This window comes from Brachybacterium sp. Z12 (assembly GCF_014400405.1).
Taxonomy (GTDB): domain Bacteria; phylum Actinomycetota; class Actinomycetes; order Actinomycetales; family Dermabacteraceae; genus Brachybacterium.
In genome coordinates this window covers 839,780-855,565 of sequence record NZ_CP060496.1, presented here as the reverse complement: position 1 = coordinate 855,565, position 15,786 = coordinate 839,780, and the positions used below count along the sequence as shown (strand labels likewise).

The window sequence follows — 15,786 nt, the reverse complement described above, 5'->3', positions numbered from 1 at the left end:
CGTAGACCCGCTCAGCCAGGCACGGCTCCGCCGTCGGCCCGCGCGATCGATCCGCGGGGGACGAACTGGGTGGGCAGGCCGACGCGGGCGGGCTCCACCTCGTCGCGCTCGCCCTCGTGGAGCATGTCGATCGCCCGGGCGCCCATGTCGTAGCGCGGCACCCGGATGGTGGCCAGGCCCGGCGTGACCATGGCGGAGAAGGGGATGTCGTCCCAGCCCACCACGCTGATCTGGCCGGGCACGTCCACGCCGTAGCTGCGCAGTCGTTCCATCAGTGCGAGGGCCATGAGGTCGTTGTAGACCAGCACCGAGGTGGCATCTGTCCGCAGAAGGGCCTCGGCCGCGCTGCGCCCGCCGTCGGCTGTGGGCGGGAAGGAGCCGATCTCGATCCAGTCCAGCTCCGCCTCGCCGCAGATGCGCCGGATCACGGCGCGGCGGGCACGGTCGGAGCGGCTGACGGCAGGACCGCCGACGTAGCCGATCCGTCGGTGCCCCATCCGGCGCAGATGCTGCACGGCCGCAGGGATGCCGGGCTCGGGGTCCGCGTAGACGCCCGGCAGGCTGGGCGAGACGCGGTTGACCAGGCTGAGCCGGGTGAGGGAGGCGGCTTCGTGCAGCGAGTCCTCATCCATCCGGCTCGAGCACAGCATGATGCCGTCCACCTGCGGGGCAAGGGTGCGCACGAGCGGCAGCTCACCGTCCGGGGACTCCCCGCATCGGTGATCAGCAGCTGCGCGCCGAGCTCGTGGGCACGCGCTTGAGCTCCTTTGAGCACGGCCGGGAAGAAGGGGTTCTCGAGGTCCGGCACGATCACGCCGTACACGCCGCTGCGGCCCGTGATCAGTGCGCGGGCGCTCCGGTTGGGGCTGTAGCCGAGCTCGACGGCGGCCGCGCGGACCTTCGCCAGGGACTCGGTCCCGACCATCTCGGGGCGCTGGAAGGCGCGGGATGCGGTCGCGATGGAGACCCCCGCCTGCCGGGCCACGTCCTTGAGCGTCGACGCCATGTCCACCTCCCCCTCATCTGCAACTTTTACAGTGTATCTGTGAGAGTAGCCCAGTTCCGGGCTTCCGTGCAGGCCATATCTATGTAATCGTTTACGATTTACGGCGATGGCGGCCATCGGGACAACGGACGTCCCGCACCCTTCCGAAACGGAGATTCACATGACCCTGCGCAACGACTCCCTCGAGGCGAGCATCCGCTACGACGGCTCCGCCCGCTCGCTCCAGCTCGTCGCCTCCGCGGCGGCGGCTCTGACCGCCTTCGAGGGCGAGGCCGCAGCGGCCGGTGACGGCCACGTGCTCACCGGCCCCCTGTCCACCGCGAACGCCAAGGCGCTGCAGGCCGCCTTCCCGGCTCTGCGCCCGCAGAAGATCGGCGGTCACCGCACCTCCATCGGCACCGGCGACCGCACCGGCCTCGCGACCCCCGGCCAGGCGCGTGCCTTCGCCGCCCAGGGCGCCGGCGTGATGCCCGTCCTCGCCCAGCAGTCGATCCGCGAGATGGACCGCCTGGGCCGCAGCGCCCGGTCCGTGATGGATGACGCGATCTTCGGCCTGGTCGAGGCCGGCTGGGACAGCGGCTTCGGCGCCGACTGCGACCACATCAAGACCACCGAGGGTATCGACCGCGGCCTCGAGGCCGGCTTCGTGATGTTCACCCTCGATCCGGGCGACATGGTCGCCGACGTCACCGCCGGCGTCACCGAGGCGGACGCCGAGGCGCTCCCCTGGGACCAGCTCGAGGACTCCCTCGAGGCCCTCAAGCAGCGCTACGTGGGCATGACGCTGGACGTCGGCCACTCGCAGATCGAGGTCACCGAGCAGGATGTGCTCACCGCCGCGGTGAAGTACGGCCGTGCGGTCGTCGAGTCGATGCGCCTGTACCGTCATGTCACCGAGAACGCGGAGCACGAGGTCGAGGTCGAGTTCGCGGTCGACGAGACCGCCTGGCTGACCACGTTCTTCGAGCACTTCTACATGGCCTCCGAGCTCAAGCGCCTGGGTGCCTCCTGGTTCAGCTTCGCCCCCGCTACGTGGATGGCTTCGAGAAGGGCCTGGACTTCCTGGGCGATGCCGAGGAGCTGCGCACGAACCTCGAGGCGCATCACGCGATCTCCAAGCAGTTCGGCGGCTACAAGATCTCCCTGCACTCGGGCTCGGACAAGTTCTCGATCTACCCGCTGTGCGTCGAGGCCACCCAGGGTCTGGTGCACCTGAAGACCTCCGGCACCAGCTACCTGTGCGGTGTCGAGATCGTCGCCGCTCACGATCCCGAGCTGTTCTCCACCATCTGGGACATCTCCCGCGCCTCCTATGTCGAGGCCCGCGCGAGCTACCAGGTCTCCGCCCATGAGGACCGCACCCCCACGTCGCTCGAGGGTGTGGACCTGCTCGAGCTGATCCGCTCGAACGATGCCCGCCAGATCCTGCACGTGGGCTACGGCGACTCCCTGAACGGGAGGGACGCCTCGGGCGCCTCGATCCACGATCGCTTCCTCGCGGTGGTCGCGGCGAACCAGGCCCAGCACACCGACGTCCTGGCCGCGCACATCGGCAAGCACGTCTCCCCCTTCGCGGCGGCGCCCACCCGCTGACCCCGCGCAGGCCACGGACGGCCGGCTCGTGCTCCTGCACGGGCCGGCCGTCCTGCGTGCAGGCCCTCAGCCGTGCGCCCTCCGTGCGATCCGGTGCGGCAGCAGCACCAGCAGCCCGCCCATCAGGGCGAGCAGCACCACTCCTGTCCCGACGGCGATCCCGCGGCTGAGCACCACATCGATCACGAAGACGGCCACCCCGCTCAGCAGCAGCCCGAGCAGCAGGATCGCGGTGCGCAGCAGGGTGTTGGCGGTCTTGACCATCTCGTCCTTGACCCGCTGGCGGAAAAGTCGCCGGTGCATGCCCACCGGGGTCAGCAGCAGCGCGACGATCAGCAGGGCGAGCAGCAGCAGACCGAGGTACCAGCCGACCTGGAGCGCGTCGAGGTCCTCGAAGCGGTCCTGGAAGGGCAGCGCCACCAGGAAGGCGGCGAGGATCTGCGATCCGGTCTGGAGCACGCGAGTCTCCTGGAGCAGCTCGTTCCAGTTGCGGTCCAGCCGCTCGGCCGCGGATTCCTCGCGTCGGTAGCGGCCTGCGGGGGCCTCCGCGGCCGGTGGACGCTCGTCGATGCCCTTCGCGCCCGTGTAGGAGCCGCTGCGAGGACGGTCGCTGCGCGCGGGCCGTGGGACGATGGACGCCGGAACGACGTGAGGAGTCGCGGATGCTGGGTGCGCTGATCGGGACCGCCTTCTGGTGGGCGGTGTACCTGCTGGTCTTCCGGCAGGACCGCCGACGGGTCCGCAACGGGGTGCTGCTGGTGATCGCGCTGTACTCGAGCGTCTCGACCCTGTCCCGGCTGGTCTCCACCACGCTGCCGTGGGGCGATCTGCTGGTGCTCGCCGGCACCGCGATGGCGCTGCTGGGGGTGCTCGCGCTCGGCGTCTTCATGGTCTGGAATGGCCTGACCATGGTGCGCAAGGAGGGCCGTTCACTCGGGAACCTGCTCTCCGGGGTGGCGGGGCTCGCGCTGCTGGGCGCCCCGGTGGCCGCCGGTGCGCTCGTGCTCACCCTGACCCCTCTGGGCCTCGCCGCCGGAGCGCTGGTGGCGCTGCTCGCGTTGCATCTCGGGCTGGCGTTCCTCGTCTTCCTGTGCGCCTCGGTCCCCTACCAGCTGTTCCCCCGGCAGCTGGAGACCAGCGGGATCATCATCCACGGCTCCGGGCTGATCGACGGGCGGGTCCCGAAGCTGCTGCGCGATCGGCTGGACCGCGCGGTCGCGGAACGGGAACGTCTGCTCGCGCTCGGTGCGGACCCGGTGCTGGTGCCCTCGGGCGGCCAGGGCGAGGATGAGCCCCGTTCGGAGGGGAGGCGATGGCCGAGTACCTGATCGAGGAGTGCTCGATGCCAGCGGAACGGGTCCGTGCCGAGACCTCCTCCCGCACCACGGAGGAGAACCTGCGCTTCTCGCACAGGATCCTCGACGAGGCCGGCCACCAGGGACCGTACGTGGTCGCCACCAGTCGCTACCACGCCTTCCGCGCCGCGCTGCTGGCACGCAGCCTCGGCTTCGACGATGAGGCGATCGGCGGGCCGACGGCCTTCTACTACGTCCCCAGCGCCACGCTGCGCGAGTTCCTGGCGATCCTGTCCTATCGCAAGGTGTGGCTGGCGGTGTCGTTCCTGCCCTCGCTGGCCTTCGTGGTGCTGCTGGTCCGGGCGGCGGTGCTCAGCAGCTGAGTCGCCGCCTGCGATCAGCTCCGCTGATCGAGGGAACGCACCCCGCGCCACGCGGCGGGGATCAGCACCGCGGCGATCGCAGCTTTGACCAGGCCTCCGGGGACGAACGGCCACACGCCCGCGGCGAGGATTCCCCCAGGCCCAGCTGCGCGCCCATCACGGCGTTGAGGATCATGGCGAGGTAGGGCACACCGAGCAGGAAGGGCACCACGCTCGCGGCGACGAATCCGGCCATGGCGAGGGCGGGCTTGCGGTCCCACGCACGCTCGGCGAACCAGCCGGCCACGAAGGCGGCGGGCACGAAGCCGAGGATGAAGCCGAAGCTCGGTGAGAGGACCGAGGCCGGGCCGCCCATGAACTCGGCGAACACGGGAGCGCCCGCCAGGCCCACGAGCAGGTAGGTGAGCAGCGCTGCCGCGCCGCGGCGGGATCCCAGAGACGCACCGACCAGGATCACGCCGAGGGTCTGACCGGTGATCGGGACCAGCGGCAGCGGGATCGTCACCTGCGCGAGGAGGGCGACGACACCGGCGCCTGCGAGCACCAGGCCTGCGTCCTGCAGGCGGGTGCGGTGCGGTGCCAGGGCATCGGCCAGGACGGGGCGGCGGGCCGGGACGGCGATCGCGGACATGGGGCTCCTCGGAAACAGGTGGGTGCGGGAGGGGCAAGCCTACGGCTTCTCCACGGGCCCTCGGGCCGGTCGGCCGCCCAGCGGACTCCGCTTGCGCGCGGCGGGCCGATTTGCGAGCGTAGGCAGAAAACCTCTTGGAGCAGGCGGCAGATGAAATCCCTTCACGTCACGACACCCGGTCTTGCGGAGGTCGTCGAGACCGCCACCCCGGTCCCCCAGCCTGGAGAGGCACTGCTGCGCGTGCGCTTCGCCGGCATCTGCGGCTCCGACATCCAGGTCCTCCGCGGCACCCAGCCCTTCGCCTCCTACCCGCGGGTCCCCGGGCATGAGTTCTCCGCCGAGATCGTCGAGATCAACGGGGCCAGCGAGCACTTCGCCCCGGGCGATGTCGTCACCGGTGTCCCGTACTTCCAGGACGGCAGCTGCTACTCCTGCCGCCGCGGCCTGATCAACGCCTGCGAACACAACGAGACGATGGGGGTCCATCGCGACGGGGCCTTCCAGGAGCACCTCACGATGCCGCTGGACCGCCTGCACCGGGCGGAGGGGGTGGACCCGCGCGATCTCGCCATGGTCGAGCCGTTCTCGATCGGCTACCACGCCGTGCGCCGGGCGGAGGTCGCCGAGGGCGACCGCGTCCTGGTGATCGGGGCCGGCGCGATCGGGCTGCTGACGATGCTCTCGGCGATCACCCGCGGAGCGCAGGTGTGGGTCGCCGACGTCGTGGCCTCGCGCCTCGAGCTCGCGGTGTCGATGGGCGCTCGAGGGGCCTTCGACCTCACTGCGCAGAGCATCTCGGAGGCAGCGGGCTCGGCGACCGGAGGGGACGGCTTCGACGTGGTGTGCGAGGCGACCGGCCTGCCGGTCTCCTTCACGAACGCGATCGAAGCCGCGGCGTACGGCGCGCGGCTGGTGCTGATCGGCAACGGCACCCGCGAGGTCACGTTCAACCAGTCCGTGCTGATCAAGAAGGAGCTGGATGTCTACGGCTCGCGCAACAGCCGGGAGGTGTTCGGGACCCTCATCGATCTGCTCGAGCGCAAGGTCGTCGACGTCTCGCCGCTGCGCACCCGGATCGTGCCGTTCACGGAGGCGGTGAGCGCCCTCGAGACGGCGGCGGGCGGCGCGACCGAGGACCTCAAGGTCCTCATCGAGTTCCCTGCAGGCTCCTGAACCGGTGCTCACAGCGCGGCGATGACTCCCAGGTCGGTGCGCACCCACCAGCATCCGTCCGCCCGTCGCTCGTCCTGCCGCGCATACCGGTACTCGAAGTACCGCACCCGGATCCCCGTCGGCGCCCGGCCCTGGAAGGGATCGGTGCGCAGCAGGCGCCGCACTCCTGGGTCCCCGCTGCGCAGCTTCTCGAGCAGCGCCACGAACCACGCCTCGGCCCCCGGTCGCAGGGCGAGGAACCACATCTGCCAGTCCAACCGCAGGTGGTAGGGAGCGAACTGCCGGGAACGGCGCGCCACGTCCCCGGCTTGCCCGGGAACTCGAAGGGCAGCCATTCCTCCTCCGCCGCCTCCTGCGGATCCGCCGCCAGGGTCCCCTCGATGATCACCTCGAACCGCCGCTGGGTCATCGAGCCGAAGGCCCCATAGGCGTTGACCAGGTGGAAACGGTTGAAGCTCGCGTTCATCAGCTGATGGGAGGAGAACAGGTTGCGCAGCGGCTTCCAGGAGAGCACGAGCAGCATCGCGGACACCGCGATGATCAGCAGGTGCCACCACAGCGGGGCGGCGTCTGCTGCGGGTGGCGTGCCGAGGAGCGGCCACTGCTGCCATCCCCCCACCCCGGCCACGGCCCGCCGACCGCCCAGCGCAGGAACGAGTCGCTGATCGCAGAGAAGGCGAGGAGGATCGTCAGCCAGTTCAGCCAGGCGTAGTTGCCGGTGACGACGAGGAAGAGCTGGGAGAGGATCACCAGCAGCGCGGCGATCGAGGCGATCGGCTGCGGGAGCAGGATCAGCCAGATCACCCCGAGCTGCACGACATGGCTGCCGAGCACCTCGAGGCGGTGCCACCAGCGCGGTGCCAGATGCGCGATCCGGCTCAGCGGGCCGGGCATCGGCTGAGTCTGGTGGTGATGGTCCATCGCGGTGAGATCGCGCCATGAGGCATCACCGCGCATCTTGATCATCCCCGCGCCGAACTCGAGGCGCAGCAGCATCCAGCGCAGGAAGAACAGGATCAGCAGCGGGGGCGCGACCGCGTGGGAGCCGAGGAAGCCCACCAGGAACCCGCACTCCAGCAACATCGACTCCCAGCCGAAGCCGTAGAAGATCTGGCCCACGAGTGGATCGAGAGGTACAGGCCCCACATCACCCCGAACACGGCGATCATGCTCCAGGCGGGGCCCTGCTGCGGCAGGCCGGCCACCACGGCGGCCCCCAGCACGATCCCCACCAGGCACATGATCCGCAGCAGCCGGTCGCTGTACGGGGTGAGGCGCCAGCGGAAGAGCGTCGGCCCCGCCCGGTCGCCGGCCCGTTCGAGGAAGTCCTTCGCCGGCAGCAGGCCCTCCTCCCCCAGCAGCACCGGGAACTGACGGAAGGTCGAGAGGAAGGCGAGCACGAACACCGCGGCGACGCCGCGCTGGATCACGTCTCGCGCGATCATGTGGTCGCTGCCGTCGAGCAGGGCCAGCACCTGGTGCAGATCCACGCGTCCCACCTCCCGAGCCCGGGGTACGAACGGTCGCTGACCCCTGCATTGTGCTCCGTCGCGCTTCCCGCGTCACCCTCTGCGCCCCGTCCGCTCGGTCCGTCCCCTGTCTCCGCCGGGGCGCGCACACTAGGTTCGAGGTCCCGACGAACGGAGGCCAGTCATGACTGCACCGAGAGAGCACGCCGCTGATCCGGCCCGGGTCCCGAAACCCGGCCGGCCTGACGAGGAGAAGGATTCGCACGGCCCTTCGGACATGCCGGATGCGCAGCGCCCCGAGGAGGGCAGGCACCCGGACGCGGACGACACCGCCCAGGAGCAGATCGCGGACGCGACGAGGCGCGACTCCGCGTCGACGCATGGGCCCGCCCACGAAGAACGGCCCGTGCGGAGACGACCGAGCCCCTGAGCATCGCTCACAGCACCAGCGGTGCCACCGCCGTCCACGCCCACCAGCTGCAGGCCGCCAGCACGATCACGAAACCCAGGTTCCACAGCCAGGCCGGCAGCGGGGTGAGCTGGGCGAGCTGAGCGGGATCATCGGAGCGGCCGCCGCCGGTGATCACCGCTCCCAGATGCCTCCATGCCCCCAGCAGCAGGAACACCCCGGCCGCCAGGGTCAGCAGAGCCGTCAGCGCAGGGCTCCCCCACCACCACAGGGCGCCGACCGCCGCGGCGGTGCCCAGCACGGCCACCAGCGTGTGCAGCGACCGGGTGAAGACCAGGGACAGCACGAGCACCACCAGCGCGATGAACAGCGCAGTGCGCGCCCAGCCGTGCAGCGAGATCTGCACCAGCAGCGCACCCACGATCGCAGGGGCCGGGTACCCCGCCCAGGTGGAGGCCACCCGGCCGATCCCGCGGCGCGGGCCGACGGTCACGGCGTGCCCGGACATATCGGCGCTGACGACGAAGCCGGTGAAACGTCGGCCCATCAGGATCCCGATGACCGCATGGCCGAGCTCGTGCACGATCGTCACCGCGAGGCGGGTCGGGCGCCATAGCGGCGGCAGCGCGACCGCCACCAGCGCGACGGCGAGCGCCACCAGGATCCACGCCCCGGCGGAGGGAGCGGCGTCCGGCGCGATGCGGCCGCCGATCTCACGGCCGAGCTGCTCGAAGTTCATCCGGTCATGCTCTCAGCCCGTGCTCGTCGCGCGCTGGGAGCGTGCCTGCACGTGACGCGGCACACAGCGTGCCAGACTGGCCGGAACCGTCGACGACGATACGAAGGACCTGGTGGCACCGCATGCCGGACATCGACCCCTCTCTCGCTCTGTGGATCACCGCGCCCGGCGAGGACCCGCAGAATCCCTTGCTCCGCCTCGCTTTCGAGCTGACCTCCCCACCGGTATCGGCGCGGCTGCTGGTGACGGGGCTGGGCACCTTCCGGGCCTACCTCAACGGCGCCCCGGTCAGCGATGGCCGGCTGGACCCGGGCCTGACGGATCCGCGGCGCCGGGTGCAGGTGTGCGAGGTCGACGTCTCCGCCCTGCTCGAGCAGGGCGAGAACGTGCTGGCCATCGACCTGGGGCGAGGTTTCCATGCGATGTCGACCCCGAACGAGTGGCGGTGGCATCTGGCGCCGTGGCGCGGGCCGGTGCGGGCCTGGGCGCAGCTGCGGCTCGAGCTGGCCGACGGCACCGTCACGGCGCTGTCCACAGGGGAGGGCTGGCGCACTCGGCCGGGACCGGTCACCTTCGATTCGATGTACGAGGGCGAGACCTTCGCCCCCACCGAGGATCCGGCCGCCTGGCGCCTGCCCGGCTACGACGACACCGACTGGCCCCCGGTGCTGGTGGACCGTCCCGGTGGCGGATCGCACCGGGCGCAGAGGGCCCCGGATCCGGTGCTGCAGCGTCAGGTGCAGGAACCTGTGGTGGTGCGGGACGAGCTCACCCCGAGTGTGGTCTCCTCCTCGCCGCAGCGGATCGTGCTGGACATGGGACGGGTGATCGCCGGCTGGTGCCGCTTCACGCTCTCCGAGGCCGTGGAGTCGTGGGCGTCGCCGCTCGAGTTCGTGGCCCGGCACGGGGAGAAGCTGCGGGCGGATGGCACGGTGGACGACGACAACGGGCACATCCACACCGACCGGTTCCAGCAGGACCGGGTGCTGCTGCAGCCCGGCTTCGCGCGCTCCTTCTCGCCCCGGCACAGCTATAAGGGCTTCCGCTATGTGCAGCTCGAACCCGTCGTCGGCGATCTGGGCGGGCTCGAGGTCACCGGCGTCCTGGCCCATGCGGACCTGCGCGAGGTCAGCTCGCTGGAAGCCTCGGAGCCGTATCTGGTGCAGTTCGACGCGGCGATGCGCGCCTCGCTGCTGAACAACATGCATCACGTCCCCACCGACACCCCGATCCAGGAAAAGAACGGCTGGACCGGTGATGCGCTGACCGCGCTGTCCGCGATGACCACGAGCTTCGACATGCGCCGGATGCTGCGCAAATGGATGGTGGACCAGATCGACGGGCAGCGGGAGGATGGTTCCCTCGCAGTGATCTCCCCGAACCCGGACTGGGGCTACGAGGAGCTCTCCCCCGCCCCGGAATGGACCTGCCTGCTGCCGGCGCTGCTGGACGAGATGGTCACCGAGTACGGCGAGGTGGAGCTGGTGGCGCAGCACGGCCCCGCCGCCGCACGGTATCTCGCGTACGAGCTGGATCGGCGCGACCAGGACGGGCTGATCTCCGGCGTGCTCGGCGACTACCTCACCCCGGGCAGCCCCGGCCCCGCCCCGGAGGACAAGCGGCTGTCCGGCTCGCTGTTCGTGGCCCAGGCCCTGCGCTCCCTCGCCCATGCGGTGGACCTGGCGACGGTCGAGAGCGGCCTGCCCGGCGGCGATCCCTGGACCGCGAGCGGGGAGAGCGTCGACGGTATGCCGGGACCGGAGTCGCTGCGGGCGGACGCCTGGGCCCTCGAGCAGGCCGTGAACGCAGTCTTCCTCGATGCGGAGCAGGGCCTCTACCGCGATCCGGAGCCCGCGGGGGCTGCCGCTTATCGCCAGACCAGCAATCTGCTGCCGCTGGCTTTCGGCATCGTCCCCACCGAGCAGGTCGAGGCGGTGGCCGCGCAGCTGGTGGCGGACATCGAAGCGCGCGGAGACCATCACGACTGCGGGCACATCGGGGTGCGCTTCCTGCTGCCGGTGCTCTCGGCGCACGGGCAGGGGGCGCTGGCCTGGCGGGTGCTGAACGCGCCCACCGCACCGGGATGGAAAGCCTGGCTGGAGGCCGGGAACTCGACCTTCATGGAGATGTGGGAGAACCCGCGCTCCTGCTCGCACTACTTCATGGGCACGCCGGTGACCTGGATCGATGAGCATGTGGCGGGGCTGCGCCGGGGGCCCGACGGGTGGCGGGAGTTCCTGGTCGAACCCGATGTGAACGTGCCCGTGGGCCGTATCGCGTTCTCCCGCCAGACGGATCTCGGGGAGATCGTGGTCGAGGTGGATCGCGAGGAGCGCAGCGTGACGCTCGCGGTGCCGGAGGGCTCTCGCGCCCGGGTGGTGCTGCCCGGTCTCGAGCAGACGCGTGAGGCGGGGCGGCACAGCCTGCACTGGTGAGCCCCGGACAGCACGACGCCCGCCGCACCCGGCTTCTGCCGGGCCCGACGGGCGTCGTAGTCATGCGGCCGATCCGTGGACCGGCCGGAGCGCTCAGAGGGCGCGGATGTTCACTGCCTGCATGCCCTTGGGGCCCTGCTCGGTCTCGAACTCCACGCGCTGGTTCTCCTCGAGGTCGCGACGACCGGAGCCGGCGATGGCGCTGAAGTGAGCGAACACATCGGCGGAGCCGTCCTCGGGGGCGATGAAGCCGTAGCCCTTGTCGGAGTTGAACCAGGTGACGATGCCAGTAGCCATGGCGATATTCCTTCGTTGTCGTGAACCACATTCGTGGCCCGGGTATCCGTGACGACGGCGCCGCCGCGGATGGGTTGTGCCCCTGACGTCACGGCGACCGATGCGGTCACCGCTGCCGTTCTGCGGGGCGGGTGCGGCCACGAGGGCCGCCTGAGCCGCGGCCAGCGACACGAAGTCGCCGATGCGGCCGAACTGGGGCCCGTAGGCCGTGTGGACCGGCGCGTCAGCGGAAGAGCTGACGACATGGCCGGCGAATTCTCCGGCGAGCGTGGCGACGTGGACGTCGTCATCGGCTCGGAGCCAGGAGAGGGTGGGATGCGCTGCAACGGCGGCGGTGATGCCGGCCATCGGCGCGAACGTGAGGGGTGACGCGGTGGCGTCGTCGTACAAAGGCAGTGCGGAGGAGGTAATGAAGTCCCAATTTCGTCGGAAGTGCTGCGCGACCGTCGTCGGTCGCCTCCGAGGGAGGCATCCTGCGCCGTGCGGGTCTTCCGCTGATCCTGCCATGCGGCGGGGTCGTGCGGTCGACTTCCAGAAGACTACGGCATGGATCGGGGTGCTCGCGCCATGATGTGACCCACCGGACGTCGGCGCAGTTTCTCGAGGCGAGGTCACGCTCATGGTCACGCCTCCCATCGCACCTCGGCGGCTTCCTTGTCCGGGCGCCATCCGCGCCATACGGGATGCCGCAGCCGCCCGTCCTCGGTGCGTTCGGTGTGCTGGACCTCGCCCACCAGATCCGCGCGCACCCACTCGGCATCACTGCGGTCCGCCGCGGGCACGTCCTCGACCGGCGGGGTCTTCCGGGCACGGGAGCGGAGTCGCTCGGCGGTCTGCTCGAGGCCCCGTTCGGTGAAGCCGCTGCCCACCCGGCCCGCATAGCGCAGCGTCCCGTCCTCATCCGGGACGGCCAGCAGCAGGGAGCCGATGGTCCCGGAGCGCTCTCCCCTGCCGCGCCTCCAGCCGATGACCACCACTTCCTGGTGTCGGGCGTTCTTGATCTTGATCCAGGTGCGCGATCGCTTCCCGGCCTGGTAGATGCCGCTCTCCTTCTTCGCCATCACCCCTTCGAGCTGCAGCTGCTGGGAGATCTCGATCGCGTGCTCGACATCGCCGTGGTCGGCCTGGGGCAGCTGGACGTGCTCAGTCGCGTCCACCGCATCGAACAGCGCCTCGCGCCGCTCGCGGTACGGCGTGCGCACCAGGGAGTCACCACCGCGGATCAGCAGGTCGAACAGCATGACGTGGACCTCGACCTCCTGCCGGGCCCGCTCGACGTCCCGCGGGCGGGTCAGCCCCAGGCGCTGCTGGAGCCGGGAGAAGGAGGGCCGGTCGCGGCTGTCCAGCGCCACGATCTCCCCGTCCAGCACCGTCTCGCCCGCCGCCCGCAGCTCAGCGTCCACGGCGTCATGCAGCTCCTCGAGCTCGGGAAAGGTGGCGGTGAGGTCCTTCCCGCCGCGGCTGGTCAGCCGCACGGCGCCGTCGACGACGCTCGCGATCACGCGCACGCCGTCCCATTTCATCTCGAAGGCCCATTCGTCCTCGTCGCGGATGTCATCGCGGCTGCCGAGGGTGGCGAGCATCGGGGAGATCGGATCGCCCCTCTCGGCAGGGCGCGCGGAGTCCGGCCGGGAAGCCTTCCGCTGAGTCGGCGCACCCTCGCCGCTGTCTGCACCGTCGCCGTCCCCCTCGGGCTGGTCCTTCATCAGGTGCAGCAGCCAGTTCGCCGCCGCCTTCTCCTTCGCGGCGGCGGACTTCCGTGAGGAGCCCATGCCCCCGGTGTGGATGAAGGCGTAGCGCCGCGGCGCCCCCGAGGCCGCCGTCCGGACGCCCGTGGCAGACCACGATGACCTCTTTGCCCTCGCGCCATTTCTCGATCTCGATGGTGCCGCTGTCCCAGAGGGTGACCTCGCCCCCGCCGTACTCCTTCGCAGGGATGGTGCCCTCGAAGGTGCCGTACTCGAGCGGATGGTCCTCGGTCTGCACGGCGAGCCGGTTCACGTCCACGTCGAGCGGCGGCCCCTTGGGCACCGCCCAGGAGACCAGCACCCCGGAGTGCTGGAGGCGGAAGTCCCAGTGCAGGCGAGAAGCGTGGTGCTCCTGGATCACGAACATCGGTGCCTTCGAGTCCAGGGCATCCTGCGCGTCCTGGGAGGCGTCGGTCCCGGAGCTCGCCTCCGGCACCGGCTCGGGGGTCCTGTCGGGATCCCGTTTCGAGCGGTAGACCTCGAGCCGATCCCGTGCCTGCTCGGCCGACGAGCTGGGAGCATCCGCCGTGAGTCCGAGCGGGGCGATCGGGTCCTGGCCGTCCTCGACCCGGTCGAGGACCTCGTCGAGCCCGAGGTGCTGGAGGCCCGGATCCTCGATCTCCTCCCAGGTGCGGGGCGCGGCGACGGTGGGCTCGAGCCGTCCGCGCAGCGAGTAGGGGCAGACGGTGGTCTTGTGACCGTTGTTCTGCGACCAGTCCACGAGCACCTTGCCGCCGCGCAGCGACTTCTTCATCGCGCTGACGACATGATCGGGGTGGTCCTGCTCGAGAGCCCGGGCCAGCTCGTGGGCTACCCCTGCGATCTCGTCGGCCGTGCTGCTCCCGTCCAGCGGGGCATAGAGGTGGATCCCCTTGGAGCCGGAGGTCACCGGGTAGGCGTCCAGGCCCATGTCGGTGAGGATCTCGCGGCACCAGCCGGCCACACGTGCGCAGTCAGCCAGCTCCGCACCCTCTCCCGGGTCGAGATCCAGGACCATTCGGTCGGGATTCGCGGGCTCGAGGTCCTGGTCGAAGCGCCACTGCGGGGTATGGATCTCGAGCGCGGCGAGCTGGGCGAGCCAGACCAGCACCGCGGTCTCTTCGATCAGGGGGTACGTGGAGGTGCCGTCGCTGTGCTCGATGTCAGCGCGGGGCAGCCAGTCCGGGGCATGGTCCTCGAGGTCCTTGCGGAAGAAGACCTTGCCGGGCTTCTCCGCCGTGCCCACCCCGTCCACCCAGCGCTTCCTCGTCGCCGGGCGTCGGGCGGCCTGCGGGATCATCAGCGGGGCGACCCGGCGGTAGTAGTCGATCACCTCGCCCTTGGTGGTCCCCGTGGCGGGGTAGAGGACCTTGTCGAGATTGGACAGCTTCAGCCTGCGCCCGTCCACCTCGACCGTCTGCTCGCGCGTAGCCATGGCCCCACTGTGCCCCTGATCAACGGATCCGTCACGGCAGACGCGGCTTCCCGACCGATCGTTCCTGGTCACCGCTCGGCACTCCGTGATGAGATGAGGCATGCGCGCGATTTGGAGTGGTGAGATCACCTTCGGGCTCGTGAACGTGCCGGTGAAGCTCTACGGGGCCACCCGCTCTCACGACATCTCGTTCCACCAGGTGCACGACGAGGACCACGGGCGGATCCGGTACCAGCGCACCTGCGAGGTGTGCGGTCGGGAGATCGACTACGAGCACATCGACAAGGCCTACGACGACGGCGACAAGACGGTGGTGCTCACCGATGAGGAGCTCGATGCGCTCCCGGCCGAGGACAACGACGAGATCGACGTGGTCCAGTTCGTGCCGAACGAGCAGGTGGACCCGATCCTGCTGGGCAGCTCGTACTTCCTCGAGCCCGTCGGCCGCTCCTCGAAGGCGTATGTGCTGCTGCGCCGGACGCTCGAGGAGACCGAGCGCACCGCGGTCGTGACCTTCACGCTGCGCACCAAGACGCGGCTGGGAGTGCTGCGCATCCACGGCGACCTGCTCGCCCTGCAGACGCTGCGCTGGCCCAAGGACCTCAAGGAGGTCGATTTCGGCCCCTCGAAGTCGAAGATCAGCGCCAAGGAGCTGAAGATGTCGGCCTCGCTGGTCGAACAGTTCAGCGGGGACTTCGATCCCGAGCAGTTCACCGACGAGTACCAGGCCCAGCTGCGCGAGCTGCTCGATGCCAAGCTCGAGCAGGGCGAGTCCGTGGACACCGAGGCGACCTTCGGCAAGGAGAGCTCGGAGGAGGACTCCGCGGAGGGCGGGAAGGTCATCAGTCTGATGGACGCCCTCGAGCGCAGCGTCCGCAAGCGCCGCGGAGCGCAGGAGTCCGAGGAACCCGAGGAATCGAAGGGATCGGACTCGAAGAGCTCGAGCACGAAGAGCACCAGCACGAAGAAGACCGGGACGCAGAAGGCGAAGAAGACCGGAACGAAGAAGACCGAGCCGAAGAAGACCGAGTCGGGGAAATCCGGGGCAAAGAAGACGGCGTCGAAGAAGGACGGGGCGAAGAAGACGGGCGGCAAGAGCTCGGGCGCGAAGAAGTCCGCCTGAGCACTCGGGACCAGCATATGGTTTCCTCAGAGGCGCCCCGAGAGGGTGGTCACGCCCAGCGCCGCACCCCG

Annotated in this window: 13 protein-coding genes and 4 pseudogenes; 7 read left to right on the top strand and 10 right to left on the bottom strand. The window is 70.2% G+C overall.

The genetic code is table 11. The features are described 5' to 3' along the window. Positions 1-11: 11 nt before the first annotated feature. Both H3H54_RS04590 and H3H54_RS04585 read right to left on the bottom strand, forming a co-directional pair. On the bottom strand, positions 12-683 hold the full coding sequence (locus tag H3H54_RS04590) for a LacI family DNA-binding transcriptional regulator (RefSeq protein WP_262425699.1): 672 nt from the start codon (positions 681-683) through the stop codon (positions 12-14). Positions 684-919: 236 nt separating this feature from the next. Beyond that, positions 920-1,006: pseudogene (locus tag H3H54_RS04585) on the bottom strand (LacI family DNA-binding transcriptional regulator); the annotation flags it as partial. 106 nt (positions 1,007-1,112) lie between these two features. Between H3H54_RS04585 and H3H54_RS19465 the strand changes: the two are divergent. Next, positions 1,113-2,599, top strand: a pseudogene (locus H3H54_RS19465) (tagaturonate epimerase family protein). A gap of 66 nt (positions 2,600-2,665) precedes the next feature. On the opposite strand, the gene H3H54_RS04570 reads toward H3H54_RS19465, so the two are convergent. Then, the gene (locus H3H54_RS04570; RefSeq protein ID WP_262426402.1) at positions 2,666-3,169 is read right to left on the bottom strand and encodes a DUF6328 family protein; all 504 of its coding nucleotides are present in this window, start codon (positions 3,167-3,169) and stop codon (positions 2,666-2,668) included. Between the two features lie 92 nt (positions 3,170-3,261). Between H3H54_RS04570 and H3H54_RS04565 the strand changes: the two genes are divergently transcribed. Together H3H54_RS04565 and H3H54_RS04560 are read left to right on the top strand one after the other, a co-directional pair. Next, positions 3,262-3,927: a hypothetical protein gene (locus H3H54_RS04565; RefSeq protein ID WP_262425697.1), complete on the top strand. Its 666-nt coding sequence runs from the start codon at positions 3,262-3,264 to the stop codon at positions 3,925-3,927. Continuing rightward, the gene (locus tag H3H54_RS04560) at positions 3,912-4,277 is read left to right on the top strand and encodes a YdcF family protein (protein WP_262425696.1); all 366 of its coding nucleotides are present in this window, start codon (positions 3,912-3,914) and stop codon (positions 4,275-4,277) included. The genes H3H54_RS04565 and H3H54_RS04560 overlap by 16 nt, the downstream gene beginning before the upstream one ends. A 61-nt stretch (positions 4,278-4,338) precedes the next feature. On the opposite strand, the gene H3H54_RS04555 is transcribed toward H3H54_RS04560, so the two are convergent. Continuing rightward, positions 4,339-4,908, bottom strand: coding sequence for a biotin transporter BioY (locus H3H54_RS04555; RefSeq protein ID WP_262425695.1), 570 nt, complete (start codon positions 4,906-4,908; stop codon positions 4,339-4,341). A gap of 150 nt (positions 4,909-5,058) precedes the next feature. Here H3H54_RS04555 and H3H54_RS04550 point away from each other — a divergent pair, with 150 nt between their 5' ends. Then, complete coding sequence (locus H3H54_RS04550; protein WP_262425694.1) at positions 5,059-6,081, top strand: zinc-binding alcohol dehydrogenase family protein; 1,023 nt, start codon at positions 5,059-5,061, stop codon at positions 6,079-6,081. An 8-nt stretch (positions 6,082-6,089) separates the two neighbouring features. On the opposite strand, the pseudogene H3H54_RS04545 reads toward H3H54_RS04550, so the two are convergent. The 3 genes and pseudogenes from H3H54_RS04545 to H3H54_RS04535 all read right to left on the bottom strand — a co-directional run bounded on the left by H3H54_RS04545 (position 6,090) and on the right by H3H54_RS04535 (position 7,571). Next, a pseudogene (locus H3H54_RS04545) lies at positions 6,090-6,604 on the bottom strand (lipase maturation factor family protein). Between the two features lie 17 nt (positions 6,605-6,621). Beyond that, positions 6,622-7,200, bottom strand: coding sequence for a lipase maturation factor family protein (locus H3H54_RS04540; protein WP_262425693.1), 579 nt, complete (start codon positions 7,198-7,200; stop codon positions 6,622-6,624). Then, complete coding sequence (locus tag H3H54_RS04535; protein WP_262425692.1) at positions 7,098-7,571, bottom strand: hypothetical protein; 474 nt, start codon at positions 7,569-7,571, stop codon at positions 7,098-7,100. Before H3H54_RS04535 ends, H3H54_RS04540 begins: the two co-directional genes overlap by 103 nt. Before the next feature lie 163 nt (positions 7,572-7,734). On the opposite strand from H3H54_RS04535, the gene H3H54_RS04530 reads away from it, so the two are divergent. Then, complete coding sequence (locus H3H54_RS04530) at positions 7,735-7,980, top strand: hypothetical protein (RefSeq protein WP_262425691.1); 246 nt, start codon at positions 7,735-7,737, stop codon at positions 7,978-7,980. A 7-nt stretch (positions 7,981-7,987) separates the two neighbouring features. On the opposite strand, the gene H3H54_RS04525 is transcribed toward H3H54_RS04530, so the two are convergent. Further along, positions 7,988-8,698, bottom strand: a complete 711-nt coding sequence (locus H3H54_RS04525; protein ID WP_262425690.1) for a M50 family metallopeptidase — start codon at positions 8,696-8,698, stop codon at positions 7,988-7,990. Positions 8,699-8,820: 122 nt separating this feature from the next. On the opposite strand from H3H54_RS04525, the gene H3H54_RS04520 reads away from it, so the two are divergent. Beyond that, entirely contained in the window at positions 8,821-11,133 is a 2,313-nt protein-coding gene (locus H3H54_RS04520; RefSeq protein WP_262425689.1) for a glycoside hydrolase family 78 protein, read from the top strand. Between the two features lie 93 nt (positions 11,134-11,226). On the opposite strand, the gene H3H54_RS04515 is transcribed toward H3H54_RS04520, so the two are convergent. Together H3H54_RS04515 and H3H54_RS04510 are read right to left on the bottom strand one after the other, a co-directional pair. Continuing rightward, positions 11,227-11,430: a cold-shock protein gene (locus H3H54_RS04515; protein WP_262426401.1), complete on the bottom strand. Its 204-nt coding sequence runs from the start codon at positions 11,428-11,430 to the stop codon at positions 11,227-11,229. A gap of 623 nt (positions 11,431-12,053) precedes the next feature. Next, positions 12,054-14,592: pseudogene (locus tag H3H54_RS04510) on the bottom strand (ATP-dependent DNA ligase). A 100-nt stretch (positions 14,593-14,692) separates the two neighbouring features. Between H3H54_RS04510 and H3H54_RS04505 the strand changes: the two are divergent. After that, positions 14,693-15,715 (top strand): Ku protein, encoded by a 1,023-nt coding sequence (locus tag H3H54_RS04505; protein WP_262425688.1) that lies wholly within the window; start codon positions 14,693-14,695, stop codon positions 15,713-15,715. Positions 15,716-15,786 lie beyond the last annotated feature (71 nt).

Coding starts and splice junctions, on each gene's coding strand:
- H3H54_RS04565 (WP_262425697.1), top strand. CDS start 3,262: ATGCTGGGTGCGCTGATCGGGACCGCCTTCTGGTGGGCGGTGTACCTG.
- H3H54_RS04560 (WP_262425696.1), top strand. CDS start 3,912: ATGGCCGAGTACCTGATCGAGGAGTGCTCGATGCCAGCGGAACGGGTC.
- H3H54_RS04555 (WP_262425695.1), bottom strand. CDS start 4,908: ATGTCCGCGATCGCCGTCCCGGCCCGCCGCCCCGTCCTGGCCGATGCC.
- H3H54_RS04550 (WP_262425694.1), top strand. CDS start 5,059: ATGAAATCCCTTCACGTCACGACACCCGGTCTTGCGGAGGTCGTCGAG.
- H3H54_RS04530 (WP_262425691.1), top strand. CDS start 7,735: ATGACTGCACCGAGAGAGCACGCCGCTGATCCGGCCCGGGTCCCGAAA.
- H3H54_RS04525 (WP_262425690.1), bottom strand. CDS start 8,698: ATGAACTTCGAGCAGCTCGGCCGTGAGATCGGCGGCCGCATCGCGCCG.
- H3H54_RS04520 (WP_262425689.1), top strand. CDS start 8,821: ATGCCGGACATCGACCCCTCTCTCGCTCTGTGGATCACCGCGCCCGGC.
- H3H54_RS04515 (WP_262426401.1), bottom strand. CDS start 11,430: ATGGCTACTGGCATCGTCACCTGGTTCAACTCCGACAAGGGCTACGGC.
- H3H54_RS04505 (WP_262425688.1), top strand. CDS start 14,693: ATGCGCGCGATTTGGAGTGGTGAGATCACCTTCGGGCTCGTGAACGTG.